Origin of the sequence: Martelella limonii, from assembly GCF_013344475.1 — a bacterium.
In the GTDB taxonomy this organism is placed as follows: Bacteria; Pseudomonadota; Alphaproteobacteria; order Rhizobiales; family Rhizobiaceae; genus Martelella; species Martelella limonii.
On record NZ_JABUOU010000004.1, the window covers coordinates 1 to 25,346 of the forward strand.

Consider the following 25,346-nt stretch of genomic DNA (forward strand, 5'->3'; position numbering starts at 1 on the left):
CCTCGGCACGCCGCGGCTGTTGTTGGGAAGAAGCGGCTCGATAACCGCCCACTCGAAATCCGTCAGATCAAAACGTCGTCTCATCAAGGGTTCCTTTCAGGAAGCCATTGAATCAAAACGAGCACTCATCGTGAACCCATCAGTTTATGAGTTTACGGCCTAAGTCATTCGAGAGAGCGTATATCCCGTCCGCATGGCCGGATGGGTATCCAGCCTCTTCAAGCCTGAATGATATCTCCGGTAACTTCTCTCCTATTTCTTTTGAATACTTTGAAGCTCGAATTCTTACGCTTATAGATCTAATATTTACTATAGGACTCATGAATCTATTACAGTAAGTTCTTTCGTTGTACATCTTGAATAGTCTTGATAGTATTTCATCTACAATGTATTCTGAACGGTACCGTTTTGTATTTTTATTTAATTTTGGAAATTTATTTTGAATATCATCCAATGATATAGAATAGCTTAATTCTATAGATTGGCAGTCGTCTCGTACCATTACAGAATGAAGCGATGATGCGTATTTGTGGAATATCTCGCTTTGTTTTGGTATTGCCCCCAGTCTCTGAAGTGCTTTGTTAGCGCGATGATGGTCATCTGCTATTTCGTCAGAGAACCTCAGTATGGCGGCCAACATTCGTGGCCTGACATCAATCCCGTTGAGGGGTTCAGTAGGGGAAAGATACGAAATTGTATCGGGATCTCCGTTGATTTCTCCGCCATGTGCCGACGCAATCTGGCGGATCATGTCTTTTTCGATAGCATCGCCAAGGTAATCTTTTACGTACTCCATCATAGAGACTACGCGCTTTTCGTGCTTTTCGCGGCCATTGATATTGCCAAGATCATGAAAATGGATTGCACAAAGCAGAAGATAAATTTCGTACCCGTACAGGCGGTATCGATTGTTTGGATTGTTGAGCAGAATTGAGGCCCGCTGTATGACGGTTTTAATGTGGTCCGGGCCGTGATCTGTGAGGATTCCGCCATCGATCGCGGAGCTTCCCGCTAGAACATGGTCGTGAAACTCCCTATTGAGCTTTTCTGCCATCTCCATATATCGGGCGAAATAAGTGTGTTTTGAGTTGTCGAATGGAAGTTCGTTTGTGTTGTTTGAGCAAAGCTGTTCGAGTGTTTTCTCAAGGCTGTTGTCAATAATGTTCATCGTTATTCCGCAGCCTCTATAGCATGAACGGTCGGCAAAATGTCGCTCATCACCTGCTGGAATACAACTTTTGATAGCAATGGCGGTACAGCATTTCCTACTTGTTGTTGTTGAAATCCAATCGAGCCGAAAAATCTGAACGAATCTGGGAATGATTGAAGGCGCGCAGCTTCACGAACTGAAAGACCGCGATCCTCTCCAGGATGAACAAGCATGTTCTTTCGGAAGTTGCCTATAGTTACCGCGGGTTGGTCCCATTCAAGTCGTCGATATATTCCAGTGTGGCATCGCGAACGATCTTTATAATTAGACATCAAATATTCGGGGATATCTTCCCAATTGCCACCCTGAGGAATGTGCCTGTACCGTTCAAGAATTTCAGGTGCATTTTTTGTAACCAAGTTTCCACTAACAGACGTGGTGCCGCCTTGCCTCAAAAGCCTTGAGTAGTTGGAAATGGGCCGCAGCTCGTATCCTAGCACGTCAACTCCTGCCCCGTTTTTCAAAGCGGGTAGGTCTGCGATGGCGTCGCGAACCGTCAAAGGCTTGGTGTGGATTGGCGGAGGGAATTCAAAATGTCGGCTAGACGAGTTCGCTACCACGAACAGTCTTGATCTGCTCTGAGGTACACCGTAGTCGCGTGCATTCAAAACGGTAAAATTGACACGGTACCCTAATGCTTCGAGCCCAGCGACAACGAGTTGCAAAAATTTTGCACCTTCGGTTTCCGTGATGCCTTTGACATTTTCAAACACAACCCATTCTGGCTCAATTTCCTGCACCGCACGCAAGAACTCTTTAAATAGCCAATTATTTTGGTTGGTCGAACTTCGGGTTCGTTGATTGGATGTGGAAAACCCTTGGCACGGTGGGCCGCCAAATACTACAGTTTCTTCGTCCGATCTGTATTTTGAAAAATCCACCGAACGGATGTCAGCGCAAATAACTTTAGTACTTGGGTGATTTAAAGCGTAGGCACTTGCGGCGTATCGGTCGATTTCGACGGCAAGGCAGGTTTTGACGCCAGCCATTGCCGCGCCAATCGACATTCCTCCGACTCCTGAAAAGATGTCGATTCCCCGCATATACCCCCCAATAAAAAATAATATGCATGGAGCGCATAAGAGCGGATTAGATCTTAGTTTTCAACTGCTGGACACGGAAATAAGCGCTATTTCGAGTGCGCTACGATAATTTGCAACTATTGCGACATTTTAATCGGTCAATTTTGTATCAGCTTTCCGATTGCCCGGCACCTGAATTGTTGTCTGGCAACCCAAACTGAGATCGGAGCTCATCCCACTCCCGCTTGCTCAGTTTTGCAATGTAGGGTGAGGCATCTTTGCCGCACAACATGGCGGTGAGTACTTGTTTAGCAGTACGCGAGAGGGAGACGGCGCCCAGGCGGTATTCTTCGAACGCTTCAAAGGACATTGGTACCCATTTCGAAGCGATTTGCATCATCGCTTGTGCGTATATCCGAATTTCATATTGAGCGTGAGTGTCTGCCCTAAGGCGCAGGAAATTGAAAAGATTGTGCAGATCAGTTTTCCAGTACCACTGGGTATATGTGTTGAGCGTCAAATTCATCCTTGCCAGTTCGCGTGCGAGGCCGCTCCGGGCGTCATCCTGCACGTTGCCGTGTTCGTCCTCATTGAGCATCCAGACATAGTGCTCGTAGTTGCGCTGGGCATCGGAAGCCAAAAGTTCCAATACCTGCTGCGCATCCTCCAGAGTTAGCGCTGTGCTACGCCCTTGGCGATTCGAGCTGGATTGCTCGGCCAACTGATCTGGCGCTGGCAGATAAAATTCACGCTCCAAGATCGAATATCTTGCCGAGTACTCATTCACCGAGGCCGTCCTATGGCGTATCCATTGCCGTGCCACAAAAATCGGCAACTTGACGTGGAACTTGATCGACGGCATTTCAAAGGGCGTGGTGTGCTGGTGCCGCATCAGGTACCTGATTAGTCCTCTGTCTTCACTGACCTTTCGTGTGCCCCTACCATAGGATACGCGTGCGGCCTGCACGATGGCTGCATCGTCTCCCATGTAGTCAATGACCCTGATGAAGCCGGAATCGAGAATCGGAATTCTGGTGAAAAGGACTTCTTCTAGAGCTGGTACGGTTGCACGCCGGGTGGGAAAGCTCTCAGCTCGAGAGAGCTCTATCTCGGAATCCTCCCCGTGGATTTTTTCATTTTTTGACAAGTGAAACTCTCCGCAACCTATTCTTCAACAATAGACCGATATTACCACATACCATTCGGTCGTTGCGTCTTTATGGCAATGGCAGCTTAGACGTTTTCATTCGTATTGAGGGGACGGAGTGATGGTGATCCCGACTGGATTCGAACCAGTGGCCTCGAGATTAGGAATCTCGCGCTCTATCCTACTGAGCTACGGGACCAATTAGGCAGTTTACGGTGCCTATTCGGTACTTGGTCTATACCGACGAGGCCTATGCTTATGATCCGGTTCGCCTTTCCGTTTCAAGAGCATCGAATTAGGAATCTGATGCTCTATCCTGCTGAGCTACGGGACCACTTGCCCCTCCATACAAAAGCAGCGCGCTGATGAAAAGCCCTGTTTTTGTAGCGGAGCGGGGGGAGCTATGCGGAAAGCCGGCTTTCGGCGAGGCGAACCCAGTAGGATATGCCGTAAGCGAGGGCCTCGTCGTTGAAATCATAGTCCGGATTGTGCAGTCCGGCGCTGTCGCCATTGCCAAGCATGATGAAGGCACCCGGGCGGGCTTCCAGCATGTAGGAAAAATCCTCCGCCGCGGTCCAGGGTGCAAAGGCGGTATCGACGCTCTCTTCGCCCGCGACCGCGATCGCGGCCTCGACGGCATGAAGGGTTTCGATCTCGTGATTGACGGTCGGCGGATAGTTGCGGGTATAGGTCACTTCGGCAGAGGCACCATGGGCCGCTGCCAGCCCTTCCGCGAGCGCTCTGATCCGGCTTTCGGCCATTTCCCGGTTTTCGGGCGTGAACGAGCGCACCGTGCCGCCGAGCTCCGCCTCCGACGGGATCACGTTATGCGCAAAGCCTGCATGAAACTCGGTGACCGAGACCACCAGCGCGCTGACGGGATCGGCAACGCGCGAGACGATCGTCTGCATCGCGCCGACGATCTGGGTTCCGACAATGATCGGATCGATCGTCTTCTGCGGCTGGGCGGCGTGGCCGCCCTTCCCCCTGACCAAGATCCGGAACTCGTCGGTGGCCGCCATGATCGGGCCGGAGCGGATTGCGAACTGCCCGACAGGAAGCCCCGGGAAATTATGCATGCCGTAGACCTCGGCAATCGAGAAACGGTCCATAAGACCGTCCTCGATCATCGCCTTGCCGCCGCCGCCGCCCTCTTCGGCGGGCTGGAAGATCACGGCGACCTCGCCCGTGAAATTGCGCGTTTCGGAAAGGTATCTTGCAGCACCCAGCAGCATCGCCATGTGGCCGTCATGGCCGCAGGCATGCATCTTGCCGCTGAGGGTCGAGCGCCATTCCTGCCCCGTGGTCTCCTCGATCGGCAGGGCATCCATGTCGGCGCGCAGGCCGATCGTGCGCCCCGCGCCGCCATTGCCGCGGATGATGCCGACGACGCCGGTACGGCCGATACCCTCGACAACCTCATCGACACCGAACTGCCGCAATTTGTCTGCTATGAACGCAGCGGTTGCGTGAACGTCATAAAGCAGTTCGGGATACCGGTGCAGGTGCCGCCGCCATTCTTTCGCTTGACTTTGAAGTTCGGCGGCATAGTTCAGCACCGGCATTAATGATACCTCTGAATTTTTCAAAAATTCGTTGTAAAACGCGCTAACATTGAGAGGGCTTGGATGGGAGCCCACCAAGAGATGTGCCCTTCAAGGCGTATATCGATAACAACCCACAGGCAAGTGGAGAGAGCTTTCGTGTTTCAAATGGCCAGGATGAAATCGAGGACCCGCGCGATGGTCCGGACGATCGCGGGCGCGCTGCTCGTCGCCGTGCTGATGGTCGCGGGCTCCGCAGCCTATGCCAATCCCTATATCGTGGTCGATGCCAAGACGGGCCGCGTGCTGTTTTCCAACGAACCCTTTAAGAAATGGTTTCCCGCCTCGCTGACCAAGCTGATGACGGCCTATCTGGTGTTCGAGGATCTGAAGGCAGGCCGTCTCGATCCACGTGCGGCAATCACCTTTTCGGCGGCAGCGGCCAACGAACCGGCCTCGAAGATGTATTTCGCGCCGGGAACGCGCGTGACCGTCGATGACGCCCTGAAGATGATGCTGGTGCATTCGGCCAATGATGCCGCCCACGCCGTCGCCGATGCCGCGATCGGCGGACGTCAAGCCTTCATTGCGCGGATGAATGCGAAGGCTGCCCAGCTCGGCATGGTGGATACGCATTTCGTCAATGCCAATGGCATGACCTCGCTCGCCAATCCGCAGCCGGGCCAGTATACCACCGCCCGCGACATGGCCGTTCTGGCGCTTGCGATTGATCGGGACTTTCCCGAATACCACTACTATTTCACCATTCCCGGCATCCAGTCGAACAGCGGCAAATACCGCAACACCAACCTGCTGGTCGGCAATTTCGACGGGGCGACCGGCATGAAGACCGGCTTTGTCTGCGCCTCGGGCTATAATCAGGTATCCTCCGCTGCCCGCGACGGGCGCGAGGTGATCGCTGTCGCGTTCGGCGCAAACAGCGTGCCGGCGCGCGCCGACAAGGCGGCGGAACTGCTGCAGGCAGGCCTCACCACCAATGACCGCAACGGGCCAGAGCTTGCGTCCTTCCTGCCTCCGCCCGCGCCGGACCGTCCGGTTGCCGATATCACCAACGAGGTCTGCACGGCGCAGGCCGTCGAAAACCGCGGCGACATTCGCGACGAGGACGGCAATTACATCTTCAAGTCGCCCTATCTGAAGCCTTTGCCCAAGGTTTACCCGACCGTCGACGCCTACCGCCTGCCAAACGACACCGAAACGGTCGCGGCAACGCTTGACACGCTCACCTATGTGCCCCTGCCCATCGCCAGGCCCCGCTAATAGACATGTATCAGCCGCAATCCCCGATACCGGTTTCCATCGTCACCGGCTTTCTAGGCGCCGGAAAGTCGACGCTGCTCAACCGCCTGCTCGCAGATCCCGCCCTCGCGGATGCAGCCGTGATCATCAATGAATTCGGCGCGGTCGGCATTGACCACCTGCTTGTCGAAAGCTCCGGCGATTCCATCATCGAACTCGCCAATGGCTGCCTCTGCTGTACCGTGCGCGGCGCCTTGATCGATACGCTGGCTGAACTCACCGACCGCATGCAGACCGGACGGGTCCGGCCGGTCTCCAGGGTGATCATCGAAACCACCGGCCTTGCAGATCCGGTACCGGTGCTGATGGCCATCATGGCCCATCCCGTCATCGCCTCAACCTTCAGCATCGATGGCGTGGTGACGCTGGTGGATGCCGTCGCCGGCATGACGACGCTCGAACGCCACGATGAGGCCGTCCGGCAGGCAGCCGTCGCCGACCGCCTCGTCATCACCAAGACCGACCTTGCCAACGGGGAAGCGGTTGCAGCGCTTGAACGCGCGCTTGCAGCGATCAATCCGATGGCCGAGATCGTCGATGGCAGCGCGCCTGAGGCCTCCCGCCCCCATCTTCTGGTCGCTGGCCTGTTCGATCCGGCAAGAAAGCCACGTCAGGTCGGTGACTGGTTGAGTGCCGAGGCGTCCAGACACGCCCACCACCATCACCACGACGTCAACCGGCACAGTGAGCACATCCGCGCCTTTTCGCTGATTGCCGCCACCGTCGCCTCCCGCGGCGTCATCGAGGCCTTCCTGCACCGGCTTGCCGCCGAACACGGCGACCATATCCTGCGGGTGAAGGGCGTCGTGGCCCTTGCAGGCGAACCACGGCCGCTCGTGGTCCATGGCGTCGGCCCGACTGTCTACCCGCCCCGCTTCCTCGCGAAATGGCCTCACGGCAGTGAGCCGCAGACGCAGCTCGTCGTGATCGGGGCGGACCTTTCGGAAAATGCGGTGCGCGCGCTGTTCGAAACCTATCTGGATCGCCCGGCCATCGACCGGCCGGACCGCGCGGCGCTCGAGGAAAACCCGCTTTCCGCCTTCGGCTTCAAACGCTAGGGTCAAGGCGGCTGCGGAAGAACACCTTCAGGCACTGCTATTGTTCAAACAGGAAGCCCTCAACAGTCGGACAAGGCGATGTGCTGTGCCTGCGGGCAGGCTTTGTTGGCCTATGCGCGCTTAATGACAAAGCGGTGACCGGTTGCGGTCGCCTCGCTTGTAATCAGCCGGTGGCCGGCTTCCTGACAAAGGTGGGGTATGTCGATGACCGCCAGCGGATCGGTGGTTTCCACCGTCAGCACGCTTCCAGGCGCAAGGGCTGCAAGCCGCTTGCCGGCCTTCAGCGCCGGCAGCGGGCATTTCAGTCCCTTCAGATCATAATGAAAGTGCGGCTGCGATTGGCTCTCGCTCACCAGAATTTCCAGAACGGCTTGTCGCCCTTCTTCGGCTGTTCGGGCTCGGCATAGGCTGCCATGGGGCTCGGCTCCGGAACCGGGACCGCAGCGGGCGCCGCAGGCGCGGCAGGCGTTTCCGGGATTGCAGCCGTCTGGGTGGCGGTATCGATTTCTACCGGGACCTCGGCAGGCTTTTCCACCGGGCCGTATTTGGCAATCCGATACTCGTCGATGGTGATGTAGCGGCCGGCTTCGAGCGAAGGACCGGTCGGCTGGTAAAGCGCATCCATCGGGTCCTTGCGCAGATCCGCAACAAGCGCCTTGCGCTCCGCTTCGGTCGGATCGATCCAGACCTTGTCGTCGTTTTCCTCGAGCGCCTCCGCAAACGCCTTCTCGTAGGACGTGCGGTTGGTCGCAAGCGGCATCATGTCCTGGGTCGGGATATTGGAGGCCATGACCGGGCATTCGCGGTCCGAAGCGACGTCGCCGCCATTGACCGGGTCCTTGTTGAAGACATACGACCCGCCGCACACATCGACGTCCGGCACCTTGTGGGTGACGTCGAAATAGTCATAGCCTTCCTTCAGCATCTGCCAGAAGGGATAGTTCTCGTTGTAGCGGTGACGCGCCATGTTGTCGGCGGTCATCCGGAACGGATAGGCCTGCAGCATGATTGCCTGCTGGCCGCCGGCAAACGCATCGCGTGCCAGCGCGAAAATCTCGAGGATCTGCTCGTCCGTCATCGAATAGCAGCCGCGCGACGAGCAGGCGCCGTGGATCATCAGATCGGAACCGGTGAACTGGTTGGCGCGGTCATAGCGGTTCGGAAAACCGGTATTGATGGCCAGGAAATACTGCGAATACGGGTTCAGCAGGCCCTTCGACAGCGGATAGAAGCCTTCGGGCGCCTGACGGTCGCCTTCCTTCTTCTTCGGCCCGAGCTTGCCGGACCAGGCGCAGATCTCGTAGGTTTCGAGTTCGCCATAGGTGCCGTTGCGCGTCTGCTTCCAGATCTCCAGGACGCCCTCTTCCTTGAAGATGCGGATGGTGATCGGAGCATTCTTGGACATGTTGCGCTTGGACATCTTCGCCACCATGGTGGAAGGCAAAGAATAGTTCATCTTCTCCTGCACAGTGGAGAAGTCGGTACTGTCAAAAAAGCTGTTGCAGCCCGTGAGCGCCATCGTGGCGAAGATCATCGGGGCCAGTACAGTCAAGCGCATGAATAGAACCTGCCGGATTTTCGCATTGAACGCAACGGTTCACCGCCGCGAATTCGCTATCATAATGCACCGCTAAAGTTCAAGAAAGCGTTAACTGTTTCTTTCCGCAGGCGCTGGCGCCCCCGCAGAAAGCAGCAAACACCCTACAGATTGCGGCCGATGGCGAGGAATTTCTGGCGGCGCATGTTGCGGATTTCTTCCGCAGACTTGCCGTCGAATTCCGAAAGACCATCGGCGATCTGGTCGCCGGACGCATCGATCACGGTATCGGCATTGCGGTGCGCGCCGCCGACCGGTTCGGGGATGATCTGCTCGACGATGCCGAATTCCTTCAGATCCTGCGCGGTGATCTTCATGTTGGTGGCCGCTTCCTTGGCACGGGCGGAATCGCGCCAGAGGATCGAGGCTGCCCCTTCGGGCGAAATCACCGAATAGATCGCATGCTCCAGCATGTAGACCCGGTTGGCCGCAGCAATCGCGATTGCGCCGCCGGACATGCCTTCCCCGATCACCAGCGTGATCATCGGCACGCCGATCCGGAGACACATCTGGGTGGAACGGGCGATGGCCTCGGCCTGGCCGCGCTCCTCCGCACCGACGCCCGGATAGGCGCCCTGGGTGTCCACGATCGAGATCACCGGCAGCTTGAAGCGGTCAGCAAGCTCCATCACGCGGATTGCCTTGCGGTAGCCTTCCGGCCGCGGCATGCCGAAATTATGCTTCAGCCGGCTCTTGGTATCGTGGCCCTTCTCCTCACCGATCACGGCGACAGGGCGACCGCGGAACCGGGCAAAGCCTGCCTGGATTGCCGCGTCCTCGCCGAAATTGCGATCGCCGGCAACGGTGGTGAAATCGGTGAACAGCCGCCGTGCATAATCCACGAAATGGGGACGCTGCGGATGGCGGGCAACCTGCGCCTTCTGCCAGGGCGAAAGCTTGCCATAGATATCGGTCATGGCTTCGCTGACGCGGGTTTCCAGTCGCGCGATCTCTTCCGATGTGTCGATGCTCTCGCCATCGTCGGCCAGTTTCTTCAGCTCGATAATCTTGGCTTCAAGATCGGAAATCGGCCTTTCGAAATCGAGATAACTGTACATGGTCGCTTCTTCCCTGGGTTTTCCGCCGCGCCCGAAACCATCGCTGCCGGGCTTCCACTTACAATATTGTGCCGCTTAATCCCGTTTTTTGGCTTCTTTTGCAAGGGGGTGATGCATTTCAACAAGCGCGCGCAGCCGTTCTTCCAGAACATGTGTGTAGATTTGCGTGGTGGAAATATCGGCATGACCCAGCATTTCCTGCACCGCGCGCAGGTCCGCACCGTTCTGCAACAGATGGCTTGCAAAGGCGTGACGCAGCACATGCGGGGAAATCGCGGCCGTTTTCAGCCCCGCCCGGGCGGCAAGGCCCTTCAGGTCGCGGGCAAAGACCTGACGTGACAGATGGCCGGCAGCGCCCCCCGAGGCGAACAGATAAGGATTGTCATCATCCGGCGACAGGCGCATGCGCTCGGCGTCGAATGCGGTGAGCGCGTCGAGCGCGCGCCGCGACAGCGGCACAGCGCGTTCCTTGTTGCCCTTGCCGCGCACCGTCAGAAACCGCTCACGCTTCTTCATCACATTCGCGGGCAGCGTGACGAGTTCCGACACGCGCATGCCGCTGGCGTAGAGCGTTTCCAGCATCGCGCTCAGACGCAGCCGCTCGAAATGCTGCGGGCCTGGCATGCGCGCCTCTTCCGCGGCAAGTTCGAGCAGCCGGTCGACATCGGCAACCGACATCGTCTTGGGCAGCGGACGCGCCTTCTTCGGCGCATCGATCACTCCGGTCGGGTCATCGCCGCGCAGCCCTTCGGCATAGAGGAACTGGTAGAACTGCTTCAGCGCAGAAAGGCGGCGGGCCTGCGAGCTTGCAGCAAAGCCCCGTCCGGAAAGATCAGACAGATAGGAGGAGACATCGGCGGACGTCGCCGTATCGGCGGAAACGCCACGATCGATCAGGAAGTCGCGGTAGTCGTCGAGATCGCGCTGGTAGGCGGAAAGCGTGTTGGCGGCCGCGCCGCGTTCGGCGCTCAGCATTTCGATGAAGGCCTCGATATGGGCGCCGGAAAGGTCCAATACGGTCAACTCCTGTTGCATGAACGCGAATTCGCCACCCTTCGCCTTGACGCCTTGGCGGCATTTGCCGATACGTGACTGGACAAGAATGGGCGCACAATGAACGTAAAACAAGACACGGGCGGAACGGGGCTGAAGCAAAAGGCGCTTGCGGGTCTGGCCGGCCGCAATCTGATTCTGGTGGGGCTCATGGGCGCCGGCAAGAGCGCGATCGGCAAGCTCCTCGCCGCACACCTTGCGCTGCCCTATATCGACACCGACCAGGAAATCGAATCCGCCGCGCAGATGACGATCGCAGATATCTTCGCAGCTTACGGCGAGCCGGAGTTCCGGGCGCTCGAAACCCGGGTGATCGAGCGCGTGCTGACGGAAGGCCCCGCCATCGTCTCCACCGGCGGGGGCGCCTTCATCAACCCGGTCAACCGGGCACTGATAGCCCGCTCCGGCCTGTCGCTGTGGCTGAAGGCCGATCTTGAAACGCTGTGGGACCGCGTCAAGCGACGCCACACCAGACCGCTCCTGAAGACCGAGAACCCGAAACAGACGTTGAAAGACCTGATGGACAGCCGCTACCCGATCTACGGCGAGGCCGAGATCACCGTCCACTCCCGCAATGTCCGCAAGGAAGCGGTGATGCGCGACGTGCTGAAGGCGCTGGCGACCCTTGATCAAGGAAAGAAATCCCATGACTGAGCTGGTTTCAGACAAGCGAATCGTCCGCGTCGATCTTGGCGCGCGCAGCTACGACATCCTGATCGGTCCCGATCTGCTGCAAAGCGCAGGCGGCGAGACCCTTGCCCGACTCGACTGCCGCAAGGTGGCGATCATTTCCGACGAGAATGTCGCACCGCTCTATCTCGACACGCTGGCCGAGAGCCTTCAGACCGACGGCATCGAAACCTTCGCGATGACGCTTGCCGCCGGCGAGAAGACCAAGAATTTCGACAATCTGACGGCCGTGACCGATTTCATCCTCGAAGCCCGCATCGAACGCGGCGACGCGGTGATCGCGCTCGGCGGCGGGGTGATCGGCGATCTGACCGGCTTTGCCGCAGCCATCGCCCGGCGCGGCGTGCATTTCATCCAGGCCCCGACATCGCTGCTTGCCCAGGTCGACAGCTCCGTCGGCGGCAAGACCGGCATCAATTCGCGCCATGGCAAGAACCTTGTCGGCGCTTTCCACCAGCCGGATCTGGTGCTTGCCGATACCGCAACGCTTGATACGCTGAGCCGGCGCGAATTTGCCGCCGGCTATGCCGAGGTTGTAAAATACGGGCTGATCGACCAACCGGATTTCTTTCGATGGCTCGAGGAAAACCGGAACGCCGTGTTCGAGGGCGGCGCGGCCCGGATCGAGGCGATCGCGAAAAGCTGCGAGGCGAAGGCCGCCGTGGTGGCCGCCGACGAGCGCGAAAACGGCCGCCGCGCACTTTTGAACCTGGGCCATACCTTCGGCCACGCGCTGGAAAAGGCAACCGGCTACGACAGCGCACGGCTGGTGCATGGCGAGGGCGTGGCGATCGGCATGGTGCTGGCGCACGAGTTCTCTGCCCGCATGAACCTTGCAAGCCCGGATGACGCCAAACGCGTCGCAGCGCATCTCACGCAGGCGGGTCTGCCAACATCCATGGCTGATATTGACGGAGAGCTGCCTCCACCCGATATATTGATGGATGCCATTGGCCAGGACAAGAAGGTGAAAGCCGGAAGGCTTACCTTCATCCTTACACGCGGCATCGGAGAAGCCTTCATCGCAGACGATGTTCCGCCCTCCGAGGTTCTGGCGTTTCTGACGGAAAAACATCCGCAATGACCACAGGCGATATTTCGCACTTCTTTGCCGAATACGGACCGACCATGGCGATCATCTTCGGCCTGATCGTCGTTTCGGCTTTCTTTTCAGGCTCCGAGACGGCGCTGACGGCGGTTTCGCGCGCGCGCATGCACACGCTGGAGCAGCAGGGCGACCGCCGCGCCGGCTTCGTCAATGCCATGATCGCGCGGCGCGACCGGCTGATCGGCGCGCTCCTGATCGGCAACAACCTCGTCAACATTCTTGCCTCGTCGCTTACGACCACCTTGTTCCTGCGCGTTTTCGGCGACAGCGGCGTCGCCTATGCCACGCTGATCATGACCGCGCTTCTGGTGATCTTCGCCGAAGTGCTGCCGAAGAGCTGGGCGATCTCGGCCACCGACCGGTTTGCGCTGGTGGTCTCGCCTTTGGTCCGGATATTCGTGATTGTCGTTGGCCCGCTGTCGAGCCTCGTCAACATCGCGGTGCGCCTGATCCTGCGCGTCTTCGGCGTAACCTTGTCCAAGGGCACGGAAATGCTGACCGCACACGAGGAACTGCGCGGTGCCGTCGATCTTCTCCACCGCGAAGGCTCCGTGATCAAGGCCGACCGCGACCGCCTCGGCGGCGTGCTCGATCTCGGCGAGCTCGAAGTCTCCGACGTGATGATCCACCGCACCGCCATGCGCGCCGTCAATGCCGACGATGCGCCCGAGGCAGCGGTAAAAACCGTGCTCGAAAGCCCCTATACGCGGCTCCCGGTCTGGCGCGGCTCGATCGACAACATCATCGGGGTCGTGCATTCGAAGGATCTCTCCCGCGCGCTTGCCGAACCCAATGCCACGCCCTCCACCATCGACATCGTCAAAGTGGCGCAGAAGCCGTGGTTCGTGCCCGACAGCACCAATCTGAAGGACCAGCTCAACGCATTTCTGCGCCGCAAGGTCCATATCGCCGTCGTCGTCGACGAATATGGCGAGGTGCAGGGCATCGTGACACTCGAGGACATTCTGGAAGAAATCGTGGGCGACATCGCCGACGAACACGACCTGGAAATCTCCGGCGTCCAGCAGGAGGCCGATGGCTCGATCGTGGTCGACGGCACGGTTCCGATCCGTGACCTCAACCGCGCGCTCGACTGGAACCTGCCCGATGAAGAGGCGACCACGATTGCGGGTCTCGTGATCCACGAGAGCCAGACCATTCCGGAAGAGCGCCAGTCGTTCACCTTCTACGGCAAGCGCTTCATCGTGATGAAACGCGAGAAGAACCGCATCACCAAGCTCCGCATCCGCCCCCTCGGCGCCGCAGCCACGGCAACGCCGCCGGCGAAGTAATGGGGCGGAACGGTCGTTCTGCCTGAGCGCTGCATTGGCTGAGTGCACTGCCTTGACGGGTGAACGCCGAATCATGAGGCGTAGCCCCACCAAAGGCCTCCCCGTTCCCAATCTCCCCCTTTAGGCCAAGGGTATCGCATATGCCGAACAAACGTGGAATCTCAGACTGCTGACAAAGCGCCAAGCTTTGACCATCCTCTGTCATCGGTCCTTCGTTCTTGTGTCATGCCCGGACTTGATCCGAGCATCCAGGCAATTAAGCCACTGAATTTGCGAATATTTATAATGAGACCTTGCCGGGCGGCCTGGATCCTCGGGTCAAGCCCGAGGATGACCCCGGATGTGGTAGACGCTTGTCGACAAGCTGGAATCTTGGAGCACTTTTTCTTCACACGATTGCAATCAGCTCCCATTTCGATTCTCCGGAATTGGCCACGTGCGATGGCCCTTCCCTCAAGGGGGAGATGATAGGCTGTACCGTTCATCGCTCAACGAACTCGCACTTCGCGGCAACCCTAGGCAACCATTCAGAAACAACAAAAAAAGGCCGGCATCGCTGCCGGCCCTTTCGATTTCCATTGTACCCTGAAGATCAGAGCGTGCGCGTGACGTGCTCGACGCGGAAGGCTTCGATGACATCGCCTGCGCGGATGTCTTCGTAGTTCTCGAAGGCCATGCCGCATTCCTGGCCGACCGGCACTTCGGAGACTTCGTCCTTGAAGCGCTTCAGCGTCTTCAGCTTGCCCTCGTGGATGACCACGTTGTCGCGGACAAGGCGGACGCCGGCACCGCGTTCCATGCGTCCCTCGGTGACGCGGCAACCCGCGACCTTGCCGACCTTGGTAATGTTGAAGACCTCGAGGATCTCCGCATTGCCGAGGAAGGTCTCGCGACGTTCCGGCGAAAGCAGACCCGACATCGCCGCTTTCACATCGTCCACCAGATCGTAGATGATGTTGTAGTAGCGGATCTCGATGCCGGCCTGTTCGGAGGCGCGACGGGCCTGTGCATTGGCACGGACGTTGAAGCCGATGATCGCCGCATCCGAAGCCTCGGCAAGCGAGATATCCGACTCGGTGATGCCGCCCACGCCCGAATGGACGATCCGCGCCCGAACCTCGTCGGTGCCGAGCTTGTCGAGCGCCGCGATGATGGCTTCGACCGAGCCCTGCACATCGCCCTTGATCACCAGCGGGAATTCCTTGAGGCCGGTATCCTGAAGCTGGCTCATCATCTGCTCGAGCGAACCGCGCGAACCGGACTGACGGGCCGCCGCCTTGTCGCGGGCAAGCCGCTGGCGGTATTCGGACACTTCACGGGCCTTGCCTTCGTTCTCGACGACGGCAAAGCGGTCACCGGCAGCGGGCGTGCCGCTGAGGCCGAGAATTTCGACCGGCATGGACGGCCCCGCTTCCTTGACGTGATCGCCACGGTCGTTGACCAGCGCGCGCACGCGGCCCCACTGGTCGCCGGCAACAACGATCTGTCCCGGCTTCAGCGTGCCCTTCTGGACGAGAACGGTCGCAACCGAACCACGGCCGCGGTCGAGCTGGGCTTCGATGACGACGCCCTCGGCGGTGCGTTCGGCATTGGCCTTGAGGTCGAGGATTTCGGACTGCAGCAGGATCGCCTCGAGCAACTTGTCGAGGTTCTTGCCGGTCTTGGCAGACACTTCGACTTCCAGCGTATCGCCGCCCATGGTTTCCACGAACACCTCATGCTGAAGCAGCGCGGTGCGCACCTTCTGAGGGTCAGCGTCCGGCTTGTCGATCTTGTTGATCGCCACGATGATCGGAACACCGGCAGCCTTTGCGTGGCTGATCGATTCGATCGTCTGCGGCATCACGCTGTCGTCTGCGGCAACCACCAGGATCGCGATATCGGTCGCCTGCGCGCCACGGGCACGCATCGCCGTGAAGGCGGCGTGGCCGGGGGTGTCGATGAAGGTGATCTTCTGACCGTCCTGCTCGACCTGATAGGCACCGATATGCTGGGTGATGCCGCCGGCTTCGCCGGAGACCACGTTTGCGTGGCGGATGGCATCGAGCAGCGAGGTCTTGCCGTGGTCGACGTGGCCCATGATGGTGACCACCGGAGCGCGCGATTCCAGATCGGCATCGTCATCCTTGACGTCGAAGATCCCCTCTTCCACGTCCGATTCGGCAACGCGCTTGACGGTGTGGCCGAATTCGGTGGCGATCAGTTCGGCGAGATCGGCATCGATCACGTCGCCGGGCTTCATCATCTGCCCTTCCTTCATCAGGTACTTGATCACATCGACCGAGCGTTCGGACATGCGCTGCGACAGTTCCTGAATGGTGATAGTTTCCGGCAGGATGACCTCGCGCAGAACCTTCTCACGCGGCTCCTGCATCTGGGCGCGGCGCATCTTCTCCTGGCGGCGACGCATCGCCGACAGCGAACGACCGCGCTGGCTGCCGCCATCCTCGTCGCCGGTGACGGCCGTAACCGTCAGCTTGCCGCGACGGCGCTCAGCCGCACCCTTCGGGCGCGAAGCGGGCTTGGGCGTCGTGTCGGGGCGCAGCGCCTTGCCGCGTGCCGGACCGCCATCATCCTCGCCCTCGCGGCGCGGCTTGCGGCCGCGGGCAAGGCTGTCTTCGTCTTCGGTTGCAGCGCGCGTGGCCGGACGCGGACGCTGTGCGGTCCGGCTCGGCTTGGCATCCTCACCCGGGGGAAGATCAGGCGCGGCAGGGGCTTCCGCCTCGGCGGGCTTTTCTTCGACGGCCGGAGCCGGCTCGGCAGCACGTGCCTTGGCTTCCTCGGCGTCGCGCTTTGCCTGTTCTTCGGCCTCGCGCTTTGCCTTTTCCTCGGCAATGCGGGCTTCTTCGGCTTCGCGCTTGCGGCGTTCGGCGTCTTCGGCATCGCGCTGCTGTGCCATCACCAGTGCACGGCGGCGGGCATCCATCTCGCCCTGCGAAAGATCATGCAGAACGTTGCCGCGCTGGCGATTCTGGCCGCCGGCGCCACCACGGTCGGGCTGTCCGCCGCGCGGGCGGTTCTGGCCACCCGGGCGCGAAGGCTGGCCCTTCGGCTGATGCGTCTGTCGATCGTCGTTCCTGCGGGTCTCGCCGGCACGCGGCTGGCTCGCCTGCGGCGCAGGCGCGCGCGGTGCTGCGGGCGCTGCGGCTGCTTCTTCACCGGGCTTGTGGATCCGGCGTTTGCGTGTTTCAACCACGACCGCCTTGCTGCGACCGCGGCCCATATCCTGGCGCACGGTGCCCTGGCTTACACCCGACGGCTTGAGCTTGAGCGTCTTCTTGCCTGCATTGTCGAGTGTCTTGTCGTCTTTATTGTCCGTCATTCGGTTCCCGTTCCTTGGCGCGGGAACCGTCCTCCACACATGGAGGCGGCGCGTTCCCGCCTAAAAATTCATAATTTGGCGTCCGGCCAACTTCCGTGACGTCGTCATGTGTTCGTCATCGCGGCTTTTCCTTCGGTTCCGGGTTCTAACCGGTACCTTTGAAGTGTTATTGCGCGCTTCACTACACCTTCACCGGCCTTTCCCGCAAGCACTGCGGCGTGTTTAAACGCATTCTCATGCAAAAGACTGCTGATTTCGCCCTCTTCGAAGGGCCTGAGCGACGGAATCGGCGCATCGGCCTCGCTGAGATGCATGAAGGCGGTGCGTGCCTGGTCAAGTTTGCGAACCCCGTCGGGCGCGGCCTCTGCTGCGTGAAACACGGCAAGCGCTGCGCCACTTCTGATGGCGAGATCCACCTTGGCCGATCCGGTCACAAACTCACCGGCCTTGATCGCCATGTTGATCATACCCGCGAGCTGGCGCACGAGCAACATGTCGACCATCTGTCCAAGATCGGCAGGCGCCTCGACCTTCTGCTTGAAGGCCCTGGAAAACAGGCCCTTCGCCACAGCCTTGTCAACAGCCCAGCGTTCCGGCGTCACCCAGCAGCCACGGCCGGGAAGCTCGCGCTTCAGATCCGGCACCACCTGACCATCCGGACCGGTGACGAAGCGGATCAGATCATCCGCCTCGCCGGCCTTGCGGGTGACGATGCAGGTGCGATCATTCATCGCCGCCTCCTCGACCGCCTTTCGGGGCATGCTCACGACTTCGGAAATACGCTGTTCACGTCCTCGTTGTTGTGCTCTTCATTCTGGGTTTCGTCTTCGCCTTCGGCGTCAGCCTCTTCCTCGACAACATCGGCGGCAAGGTCTTCCTCGGTGATCCAGCCGATGGCGAGACGCGCCTGCACGATCATGTTCTCCGCTTCGACGCGGGAAAGATCGAAGCTCGACAGCGTGCCTTCGAAGCGCTTGGTCTGGCCGTTCTGGCGCTCGGACCAGCCCACGAGATCGTCGGCAGCGCAGCCGGCGAAGTCTTCCATGGTCTTGATGTCGTCTTCGCCAAGCGCCACCATCATGGCAAGCGTCATGCCGTCGATCTGGCGCAGGTCGTCGGAAACGCCGAGTGCGTTGCGCTTCTCGTCCAGCTCGGCCTCGAGACGCTCCAGGTGCTCGCGGGCGCGCATCTGGATTTCCTGGGCGGTTTCCTCATCGAAGCCCTCGATCGAGGAAATCTCGTCGAGTTCGACATAGGCGAGTTCCTCGATGGCGGCAAAGCCTTCGGATGCCAGCACCTGGCCGACCATCTCGTCAACATCGAGCGCATCCATGAACAGCTGCGAACGCTCGTTGAACTCCTTCTGGCGGCGCTCCGATTCCTCGTTCTCGGTCATGATGTCGATGTCCCAGCCGGTGAGCTGCGAGGCAAGGCGGACATTCTGGCCGCGACGGCCGATCGCCAGCGACAGCTGGTCGTCCGGCACCACGACGTCGATGCGCTCGGCATCTTCATCCAGCACAACCTTGGCGACTTCTGCCGGCTGCAGCGCATTGACGATGAAGGACGCCGGATCTTCCGACCACGGAATGATGTCGATCTTCTCGCCCTGAAGTTCGCCGACGACGGCCTGGACGCGGCTACCGCGCATGCCGACGCAGGCGCCGACCGGATCGATCGACGAATCGGACGAGATCACGGCGATCTTGGCGCGCGAGCCCGGATCGCGGGCAACCGACTTGATGGTGATGATGCCATCGTAGATTTCCGGTACTTCCATGGCAAACAGCTTGACCATGAACTGCGGATGGGTGCGCGACAGGAAGATCTGCGGGCCGCGCTGCTCGCGGCGAACGTCGTAGACATAGGCACGAATGCGGTCGCCATAGCGCGGCACTTCGCGCGGGATCATCTCGTCGCGGCGGATGATGGCTTCGCCACGGCCGAGATCGACAATGACATTGCCGTATTCGACGCGCTTGACCGTGCCGTTGACGATCTCGCCGATGCGGTCCCGGTATTCGTCGAACTGGCGGTCACGTTCGGCTTCGCGCACCTTCTGGACGATGACCTGCTTGGCGGACTGGGCGGCGATGCGGCCGAAATCCATCGGCGGCAGCGGATCGGCGATGAAGTCGCCAAGCTTGGCTTCCGGGTTGCGGTCGAGTGCGAGCGCGAGCGGGATCTGGGTGCCGTAATCCTCGGCTTCATCGACCACTTCGAGCAGGCGCTGCAGGTGGATCTCGCCGGTCTTCGGATTAATGTCGGCGCGGATATTGGTTTCGGAGCCATACCGCGACTTTGCAGCCTTCTGGATTGCGTCGGCCATCGCGGTCAGAACGATCTCGCGATCGATCGATTTCTCGCGTGCCACTGCATCGGCGATCTGCAACAGTTCAAGCCGGTTCGCACTTACTGCCATGTTCCTGTCTCCATGTTTATCTGCGCGCCCTCAGGCAAACGCGAATTTCGTGTCACGCCCGCTTTTCGAAAGCGGCGGCTCTCAGTTTTCTTCCGCGTCGCTTTCAACGCCGCTGTCATCTTCGTTTTCGTTGGCGGCCTTTTCCTTGGCCAGCTTGTCCGCCTTCAGCGCATCGCGGATCAAGTCGTCCGTGAGCACCAGCTTGGCATCGGAAAGCGCCGAAAACGGGATCGTCACCTCGTTCGGCTCGCCATAGGCAACGCCGTCGCGCAGAAGCGTGAAATTGTCGGCATCCGCTTCGATGATCCGGCCGCGAAAGCGCTTGCGCCCCTCGACGATGACCGAGGTCTCGCATTTCAGGAGATGCCCCTTCCAACGATAGAAGTCGGACTTGCGTACCATCGGCCGGTCGATGCCGGGCGAGGAGACTTCCAGATGATAGGCGCGATCGATCGGGTCCTCGACGTCGAGTACCGGCGATACCGCCTTGGAGACCGCTTCGCAGTCTTCCACCGTCATCGTGCCATCGAAACGTTCCGCCATGATCTGGAGCGTCAGTCCGTTCTGGCCGGAGAGCATTACCCGCACCAGCTTGAAACCGATATCTTCCAGAACCGGCTCGATCATGTCGGCAATCCGCTTGTCGATGCCGGTTTCCACGATCAGCCGTTCTTCTCTTGCCTTGTCAGCCATGTCCTCAAATCTGTCCCATCGGGCTTGCGGCGCCCTTTGGCCGCGCCAAACAAAAAAGAGCGGGTCCGTGCGGCCCCACTCTTCATCTGACGATCAAGAATTTGAGGCCTAGATAACCCCTCGGCCTGAAAATTGCAAGTTTTATCCTGCCTCAGGCCGTCATCTGCGGGATATGGTCAATCGCCCGATTTCGGCCCTATACTCATGTTTCGGCAATCAGGCAGCAGTCACAACCGATTCCACTGGTGGCCGCGCGCAAACAAGAAAATGCCCGGAGGAACCCATGAACAAGGCGACACCCTCGCTTTTCGCCCCATTTGCGCACGGGACCTTCCGCAACATCTGGTTCGCCTCGATCGCCTCCAATCTCGGCACCATGATCCAGAATGTCGGCGCGGCCTGGATGATGACCTCGATCTCCAAATCCGAGAGCATGGTGGCGCTGGTACAGGCATCGACCACGCTGCCCGTCATGCTGTTCGCACTTGTCGCCGGCGCGATCGCCGACGGTTATGACAGGCGGCGGGTCATACTGACCGCCCAGAGCTTCATGTTCGCGGTATCCGTCGCGCTTGCGCTTGCGGCCATCGCCGGCATCATCACGCCATGGATGCTGCTCGCCTTCACCTTCCTGATCGGCAGCGGCAATGCGCTCAACAATCCGTCCTGGCAGGCCTCCGTGGGTGACATGGTGCCGCGCTCGGATGTGCCGGGCGCTGTGACCCTCAACTCGGTCGGCTTCAACATCACCCGCAGCGTCGGCCCCGCCTTCGGCGGCACGATCGTTGCAATCGGCGGCGCTGCTGCGGCCTTCGTGGTCAACGCCTTCAGCTATCTCGGCCTTCTGACCGTGATCTACCGCTGGGATTTCAGACGTCCCGAAAGCCCGCTGCCGCGGGAAAAGATGACCACCGCCATCGGCGCCGGGCTGCGCTATGTGGTGATGTCCCCGAACATCCTGAAAGTATTGCTGCGTGCCTTCCTGTTCGGCCTTGCAACGGTCTCGGCGCTGGCGCTCCTGCCGCTGGTCGCCCGCGACGTCATCGACGGCGGACCGCAGACCTTCGGCATCATGCTCGGGGCTTTCGGCATCGGCGCCATCGGCGGCGCTTTCGCCAATGCGCGACTGAGGGCCACGCTTTCCAACGAGGCGATCGTCCGGCTTGCCTTTCTGGTCTATGGCGCAAGCGCGCTGATCATGGGATGGTCGACATCGCTCATCTTCGACTGCATCGCCCTGTTTGCCGCAGGCGGATGCTGGGTGCTGGCGCTTTCGCTGTTCAATACGGTGGTGCAGCTCACGACGCCGCGCTGGGTCGTGGGACGCGCACTGTCGCTATACCAGACGGCTGCCTTCGGCGGCATGGCGGCTGGGAGCTGGCTCTGGGGCTATGTGGCGGAGGACCTGACCATTACCCATGCGTTCTTCGCCGCAGCCGGCGTTGCCGTGCTCGGCGCTGCAAGCGGGCTCCTGTTCAAGATGCCGGCGCTTGAGAGCCTGAACCTCGATCCGCTGAACCGGTTCCGCACGCCCGAACCCGCGCTCAACCTGCTCGCCCGCTCAGGCCCGATCGTGGTCGAGACGCGTTTCGTCATTGCGGGCGCCGATACCGAGGAATTCTTGCGTCTCATGGTGGAGCGCCGGCGCATCCGGCTCCGGGACGGTGCACGCAAATGGGCTCTGATGCGTGATATCGAGGAGCCCGACATCTGGTTCGAGACCTACCATGCGCCGACCTGGGTCGACTATGTGCGCCACAACCAGCGCCGCACCCAGGCCGATGCGGAAAACATGGACCGGCTGCGCGAATTGCACCGGGAAGACGGCATGCCGCGCGTGCGGCGGATGATCGAGCGGCAGGCCATTCCGCCGCGCGACGTGGTATTCAACCGCCCCTATGACGTCCACCCCCATCATCACTGAGGGGGTGGAGCCCGGGATCACCGGTCTTCAGAGCAGTTCCTGCTTCAGCGCCGGGGTCGGCCAGCAGGTCTGCTGATAGCGGTTTCGTGCCTGCCAGTCGCCGATCGAACGGCGGGTCTTGAAGCCGACCAGGCCGTCCGCGCCGCCGACGTCATAGCCCATGCCCTCGAGCTTCCTCTGCATGGCCGCCACATCGGAGCGCAGCAGCGTGCCGGTCTTCTGCCACGGCTGCGCGAAGGCGCCCATGCCATACTGGATCCGGTCGGCAAGATTGCCGACGAAAAGGGCATAGAGGTCGGAATTGTTGTATTCCTTCAGCACGTAGAAATTCGGCGTGACGATGAATTCCGGTCCATAGCGGCCCTGCGGCACCAGCATCATGCCGGGCTTGCGCAGTTCCTCTGCCGGAAAGGCCTTGCCGCCGATGCGGGTGATGCCCTGCTTGGTCCACTGCGAAATCGCCCGCGCATTGTCCGGCCCTTCCTGGGCGCAGGAAACGTTGTCGGGAATAACGGCCTCATAGCCCCAGTCGCGGCCCCGCTCCCAGCCGTCGCTGGCGAGATGCTTGGCAATGGTCGCAAGCGAATCGGGGACCGAATCCCAGACGTCGATCACGCCGTCGCCATCGAAATCGACGGCATAGTTCATGAAGTTCGACGGCATCAGCTGCGGCTGTCCGAAGGCGCCGGCCCACGAAGCCTTGCGCTTGTCGAGGGGTGCTGCACCGCTCTGGATGATCTGCAGCGCGGCGATGAACTCACGCTGGAACATCTGCTGGCGCGACGAGGTCATGAAGGCCTTGGTGCCGAGTACCTGGAGGATGTCGTACTTCTCCTCCGCAGCACCATAGCCCATTTCGCGGCCCCAGATCGCCAGCACGATCCGGCCGGGAACGCCGTATTGCGCCTCAATCCGGTCGAGCACCGGCTTGTACTGGTTATAGAGCTTTCGTCCCTTGACCGCGAGATAATTCATGTTGTTCTCGCTGAAATAGGGACCGGGTTCGGAAAATTCCGGCTGGGTCTGGCGGCGCTCGGCCGGCGGCTTGGTGCCGGGCGGCACCAGATCGGGCAGCGACCAGTTGATCGAAAGACCCTGGGTAGACCTGTCGTAGACCGCGGCCGAAACGCCCGATTTCAGCGCCGCCTGGCGCATGTCGGTGGCAAGCCACTGGCTGAACTGGCGGTCGACGCTTGCCCGGTCATAGGCGTTGGCAACCGAGGAGAACCCGGCCCCCGCAATGAAGGCAAGGGCAATCGCACATACGGCGCCAAACAGTCGGATGGCCATCAGCGGGCGGAATCGGGTCATGCACGGTCTCCTTTTTCGCGCGGATTCTCCAGCAACAGGGTTACTGAACCGTGAATCAAATATGGCCGTTTGCGGGCATTGCAATGGCGCGCATGCCCGTCAAAACGACTGCGATCGGGACCGGGCCTCTGCTATTGCCTGCCGGCTTCCACATCCGGGCCGAAATCATTGGTCTGCGCCTGACCCGGCTTGCAGAACCAGTAGATCAGGACGAACACGCCGATGACCGTGATGCCGATCAGCTGCCACCAGCCGGTCCGGTTGATGTCATGGAGCCTTCGGGCGCCGATGGCGATGCCGGGAATGAAGGTCACGAGGTTCCAGATACCGCCGAGATAGCCGACCTTCGCGCCGCCGAACAGAGCCGAATCGATGCCGCTCAGGACGATGGAGATGATCAGCGTCCAGAGGATCCAGAACCAGAACGCGCCGCGCGACGAGCGGCCGCTGAACAGAACGTAATTCGAAAATGCGAGTTTCAGTGCCTCGACGAATCCCACCTCGCGGTGCTCGCGGCCCACAATCGATGTCTTGGTCATGTCTTTCCCCTGTTTTCCCCGTAGACAAGCTACCCCAGGTCAACGCAGACGGCAATTGTTGCCGCGGGCCGGGTCGATGCACGCGCGAACCGTCCGGCTTTCCAATTCCGCCGGCTTCCGCTACGAAGCCAGGGGCGCGGTGATGCGCTGAATATGTTCCAGAAGCCGGAGCGGTGACACGCATGACATTTGGTTGGATCGAAGCTGCCTTTCTCGGCCTGTTGCAGGGGCTCACGGAATTTCTTCCGATCTCCTCCAGCGCCCATCTGCGCATCGCAGGCGCCTTCATGCCATCCGGCGGAGATCCGGGCGCGGCCTTTACCGCGATCACCCAGATCGGCACCGAGCTTGCGGTCCTCGTCTATTTCTGGTCGGACATCATGCGGATTGCAAAAGCATGGCTCCGGCATAACCTGCGGATCGGCAGCGGATACAACCGTGCCGACATCCGCATGGGATGGCTGATCATCCTCGGCTCGCTGCCGATCGTGATCCTCGGGCTCCTGTTCAAGGACGCGATCGAGACCTCGCTGCGCAATCTTTATATCACCGCTGCCATGCTGATCATCTTCGGCATCGTCATGGGCATTGCCGACCGGATCGGCGCCAAGCGCTACCGGCTCGAGCAACTGACATGGCGCGACGGCATTCTTTTCGGCTTCGCCCAGGCGATGGCGCTGATCCCGGGCGTGTCGCGCTCCGGCGGCACGATCAGTGCCGGCCTGCTGCTGGGCTATACCCGCGAGGCTGCGGCGCGCTATTCCTTCCTGCTTGCCGTTCCTGCCGTCTTCGGCTCCGGCTTCTACCAGCTCGTGAAGTCGATCGGCGAAGACAATCCCGTCGGCTGGGGGCCGACCGCGCTTGCCACCGTGATCGCCTTTTTCGTCGGCTATGCCGTGATCGTGTTCTTCCTGCGGCTGGTCTCGACGCGCAGCTACATGCCCTTCGTCTACTACCGCGTGGCCCTCGGAGCGCTTCTTCTGGTGCTGCTTTCGACAGGCGTCATCAGCGCAACGGGCTGATGGTCACCCATCAT

At 60.2% G+C, this 25,346-nt stretch carries 21 protein-coding genes, 1 tRNA gene and 1 pseudogene; 7 read left to right on the forward strand and 16 right to left on the reverse strand.

Going from position 1 to position 25,346, the window contains the following annotated elements:
- The 6 genes and pseudogenes from HPQ62_RS09950 to HPQ62_RS09975 all read right to left on the reverse strand — a co-directional run.
- Nucleotides 1-87 (reverse strand): annotated as a pseudogene (locus HPQ62_RS09950) (IS5/IS1182 family transposase); the annotation flags it as partial.
- A 52-nt stretch (nt 88-139) separates the two neighbouring features.
- Nucleotides 140-1,168: an HD domain-containing protein gene (locus tag HPQ62_RS09955; protein ID WP_174802406.1), complete on the reverse strand. Its 1,029-nt coding sequence runs from the start codon at nt 1,166-1,168 to the stop codon at nt 140-142.
- Nucleotides 1,169-1,170: 2 nt separating this feature from the next.
- Entirely contained in the window at nt 1,171-2,253 is a 1,083-nt protein-coding gene (locus tag HPQ62_RS09960) for a DNA cytosine methyltransferase (protein WP_174802407.1), read from the reverse strand.
- 148 nt (nt 2,254-2,401) lie between these two features.
- Nucleotides 2,402-3,379 (reverse strand): FAD-dependent thymidylate synthase, encoded by a 978-nt coding sequence (gene thyX, locus HPQ62_RS09965; protein ID WP_194246312.1) that lies wholly within the window; start codon nt 3,377-3,379, stop codon nt 2,402-2,404.
- 122 nt (nt 3,380-3,501) lie between these two features.
- A tRNA-Arg gene (locus HPQ62_RS09970) sits at nt 3,502-3,578 on the reverse strand.
- A gap of 202 nt (nt 3,579-3,780) precedes the next feature.
- On the reverse strand, nt 3,781-4,944 hold the full coding sequence (locus HPQ62_RS09975) for a M20 aminoacylase family protein (protein ID WP_174802408.1): 1,164 nt from the start codon (nt 4,942-4,944) through the stop codon (nt 3,781-3,783).
- A 177-nt stretch (nt 4,945-5,121) separates the two neighbouring features.
- Between HPQ62_RS09975 and HPQ62_RS09980 the strand changes: the two genes are divergently transcribed.
- The gene (locus HPQ62_RS09980) at nt 5,122-6,204 is read left to right on the forward strand and encodes a D-alanyl-D-alanine carboxypeptidase family protein (protein WP_174802409.1); all 1,083 of its coding nucleotides are present in this window, start codon (nt 5,122-5,124) and stop codon (nt 6,202-6,204) included.
- A gap of 5 nt (nt 6,205-6,209) precedes the next feature.
- The gene (locus HPQ62_RS09985; protein WP_174802410.1) at nt 6,210-7,301 is read left to right on the forward strand and encodes a CobW family GTP-binding protein; all 1,092 of its coding nucleotides are present in this window, start codon (nt 6,210-6,212) and stop codon (nt 7,299-7,301) included.
- A gap of 110 nt (nt 7,302-7,411) precedes the next feature.
- On the opposite strand, the gene HPQ62_RS09990 is transcribed toward HPQ62_RS09985, so the two are convergent.
- The 4 genes from HPQ62_RS09990 to xerD all read right to left on the reverse strand — a co-directional run bounded on the left by HPQ62_RS09990 (nt 7,412) and on the right by xerD (nt 10,991).
- Nucleotides 7,412-7,657, reverse strand: coding sequence for a sulfurtransferase TusA family protein (locus tag HPQ62_RS09990; RefSeq protein WP_174802775.1), 246 nt, complete (start codon nt 7,655-7,657; stop codon nt 7,412-7,414).
- Nucleotides 7,651-8,859, reverse strand: a complete 1,209-nt coding sequence (locus HPQ62_RS09995) for a L,D-transpeptidase family protein (protein WP_174802411.1) — start codon at nt 8,857-8,859, stop codon at nt 7,651-7,653. The genes HPQ62_RS09990 and HPQ62_RS09995 overlap by 7 nt, the downstream gene beginning before the upstream one ends.
- Before the next feature lie 143 nt (nt 8,860-9,002).
- Complete coding sequence (locus HPQ62_RS10000) at nt 9,003-9,956, reverse strand: acetyl-CoA carboxylase carboxyltransferase subunit alpha (RefSeq protein WP_174802412.1); 954 nt, start codon at nt 9,954-9,956, stop codon at nt 9,003-9,005.
- Nucleotides 9,957-10,031: 75 nt separating this feature from the next.
- Nucleotides 10,032-10,991 (reverse strand): site-specific tyrosine recombinase XerD, encoded by a 960-nt coding sequence (gene xerD, locus HPQ62_RS10005; RefSeq protein ID WP_174802413.1) that lies wholly within the window; start codon nt 10,989-10,991, stop codon nt 10,032-10,034.
- A 78-nt stretch (nt 10,992-11,069) separates the two neighbouring features.
- Here xerD and HPQ62_RS10010 point away from each other — a divergent pair, with 78 nt between their 5' ends.
- The 3 genes from HPQ62_RS10010 to HPQ62_RS10020 are packed head-to-tail and all read left to right on the forward strand — an operon-like array spanning nt 11,070 to nt 14,099.
- A complete protein-coding gene (locus tag HPQ62_RS10010; RefSeq protein ID WP_174802414.1) occupies nt 11,070-11,663 on the forward strand; it encodes a shikimate kinase in 594 nt (197 codons plus the stop codon).
- Nucleotides 11,656-12,783: a 3-dehydroquinate synthase gene (aroB, locus tag HPQ62_RS10015; protein ID WP_174802415.1), complete on the forward strand. Its 1,128-nt coding sequence runs from the start codon at nt 11,656-11,658 to the stop codon at nt 12,781-12,783. The genes HPQ62_RS10010 and aroB overlap by 8 nt, the downstream gene beginning before the upstream one ends.
- 44 nt (nt 12,784-12,827) lie before the next feature.
- Nucleotides 12,828-14,099 carry an HlyC/CorC family transporter gene (locus HPQ62_RS10020; protein ID WP_244629645.1) on the forward strand — a complete coding sequence of 424 codons (1,272 nt, stop codon included), beginning with the start codon at nt 12,828-12,830 and terminating at the stop codon, nt 14,097-14,099.
- A gap of 592 nt (nt 14,100-14,691) precedes the next feature.
- On the opposite strand, the gene infB is transcribed toward HPQ62_RS10020, so the two are convergent.
- From infB to rimP, 4 genes are all read right to left on the reverse strand, one after another.
- A complete protein-coding gene (gene infB, locus HPQ62_RS10025) occupies nt 14,692-17,421 on the reverse strand; it encodes a translation initiation factor IF-2 (RefSeq protein WP_174802417.1) in 2,730 nt (909 codons plus the stop codon).
- Nucleotides 17,422-17,525: 104 nt separating this feature from the next.
- A complete protein-coding gene (locus HPQ62_RS10030; protein ID WP_174802418.1) occupies nt 17,526-18,182 on the reverse strand; it encodes an RNA-binding protein in 657 nt (218 codons plus the stop codon).
- 2 nt (nt 18,183-18,184) lie between these two features.
- The gene (gene nusA, locus HPQ62_RS10035; protein WP_174802419.1) at nt 18,185-19,843 is read right to left on the reverse strand and encodes a transcription termination factor NusA; all 1,659 of its coding nucleotides are present in this window, start codon (nt 19,841-19,843) and stop codon (nt 18,185-18,187) included.
- 81 nt (nt 19,844-19,924) lie between these two features.
- Nucleotides 19,925-20,536, reverse strand: coding sequence for a ribosome maturation factor RimP (gene rimP, locus HPQ62_RS10040; protein ID WP_174802420.1), 612 nt, complete (start codon nt 20,534-20,536; stop codon nt 19,925-19,927).
- A 283-nt stretch (nt 20,537-20,819) separates the two neighbouring features.
- Between rimP and HPQ62_RS10045 the strand changes: the two genes are divergently transcribed.
- Nucleotides 20,820-22,460: an MFS transporter gene (locus tag HPQ62_RS10045; protein ID WP_174802421.1), complete on the forward strand. Its 1,641-nt coding sequence runs from the start codon at nt 20,820-20,822 to the stop codon at nt 22,458-22,460.
- Nucleotides 22,461-22,487: 27 nt separating this feature from the next.
- Here the strand turns inward: HPQ62_RS10045 and HPQ62_RS10050 are convergent, their stop codons facing one another.
- A complete protein-coding gene (locus HPQ62_RS10050; protein WP_244629635.1) occupies nt 22,488-23,771 on the reverse strand; it encodes a lytic murein transglycosylase in 1,284 nt (427 codons plus the stop codon).
- Between the two features lie 131 nt (nt 23,772-23,902).
- Entirely contained in the window at nt 23,903-24,310 is a 408-nt protein-coding gene (locus HPQ62_RS10055; RefSeq protein WP_174802422.1) for a DUF805 domain-containing protein, read from the reverse strand.
- A 182-nt stretch (nt 24,311-24,492) separates the two neighbouring features.
- Between HPQ62_RS10055 and HPQ62_RS10060 the strand changes: the two genes are divergently transcribed.
- Complete coding sequence (locus HPQ62_RS10060; RefSeq protein WP_174802423.1) at nt 24,493-25,332, forward strand: undecaprenyl-diphosphate phosphatase; 840 nt, start codon at nt 24,493-24,495, stop codon at nt 25,330-25,332.
- Nucleotides 25,333-25,346: the final 14 nt, after the last annotated feature.

Bases quoted from the DNA above. Each gene is read 5' to 3' on its own strand.
- HPQ62_RS09955 (WP_174802406.1), bottom strand. From the start codon at position 1,168: ATGAACATTATTGACAACAGCCTTGAGAAAACACTCGAACAGCTTTGC.
- HPQ62_RS09960 (WP_174802407.1), bottom strand. From the start codon at position 2,253: ATGCGGGGAATCGACATCTTTTCAGGAGTCGGAGGAATGTCGATTGGC.
- HPQ62_RS09975 (WP_174802408.1), bottom strand. From the start codon at position 4,944: ATGCCGGTGCTGAACTATGCCGCCGAACTTCAAAGTCAAGCGAAAGAA.
- HPQ62_RS09980 (WP_174802409.1), top strand. From the start codon at position 5,122: ATGGTCCGGACGATCGCGGGCGCGCTGCTCGTCGCCGTGCTGATGGTC.
- HPQ62_RS09985 (WP_174802410.1), top strand. From the start codon at position 6,210: ATGTATCAGCCGCAATCCCCGATACCGGTTTCCATCGTCACCGGCTTT.
- HPQ62_RS09995 (WP_174802411.1), bottom strand. From the start codon at position 8,859: ATGCGCTTGACTGTACTGGCCCCGATGATCTTCGCCACGATGGCGCTC.
- HPQ62_RS10000 (WP_174802412.1), bottom strand. From the start codon at position 9,956: ATGTACAGTTATCTCGATTTCGAAAGGCCGATTTCCGATCTTGAAGCC.
- xerD (WP_174802413.1), bottom strand. From the start codon at position 10,991: ATGCAACAGGAGTTGACCGTATTGGACCTTTCCGGCGCCCATATCGAG.
- HPQ62_RS10010 (WP_174802414.1), top strand. From the start codon at position 11,070: ATGAACGTAAAACAAGACACGGGCGGAACGGGGCTGAAGCAAAAGGCG.
- aroB (WP_174802415.1), top strand. From the start codon at position 11,656: ATGACTGAGCTGGTTTCAGACAAGCGAATCGTCCGCGTCGATCTTGGC.
- HPQ62_RS10020 (WP_244629645.1), top strand. From the start codon at position 12,828: ATGGCGATCATCTTCGGCCTGATCGTCGTTTCGGCTTTCTTTTCAGGC.
- infB (WP_174802417.1), bottom strand. From the start codon at position 17,421: ATGACGGACAATAAAGACGACAAGACACTCGACAATGCAGGCAAGAAG.
- HPQ62_RS10030 (WP_174802418.1), bottom strand. From the start codon at position 18,182: ATGCCCCGAAAGGCGGTCGAGGAGGCGGCGATGAATGATCGCACCTGC.
- nusA (WP_174802419.1), bottom strand. From the start codon at position 19,843: ATGGCAGTAAGTGCGAACCGGCTTGAACTGTTGCAGATCGCCGATGCA.
- rimP (WP_174802420.1), bottom strand. From the start codon at position 20,536: ATGGCTGACAAGGCAAGAGAAGAACGGCTGATCGTGGAAACCGGCATC.
- HPQ62_RS10045 (WP_174802421.1), top strand. From the start codon at position 20,820: ATGAACAAGGCGACACCCTCGCTTTTCGCCCCATTTGCGCACGGGACC.
- HPQ62_RS10050 (WP_244629635.1), bottom strand. From the start codon at position 23,771: ATGACCCGATTCCGCCCGCTGATGGCCATCCGACTGTTTGGCGCCGTA.
- HPQ62_RS10055 (WP_174802422.1), bottom strand. From the start codon at position 24,310: ATGACCAAGACATCGATTGTGGGCCGCGAGCACCGCGAGGTGGGATTC.
- HPQ62_RS10060 (WP_174802423.1), top strand. From the start codon at position 24,493: ATGACATTTGGTTGGATCGAAGCTGCCTTTCTCGGCCTGTTGCAGGGG.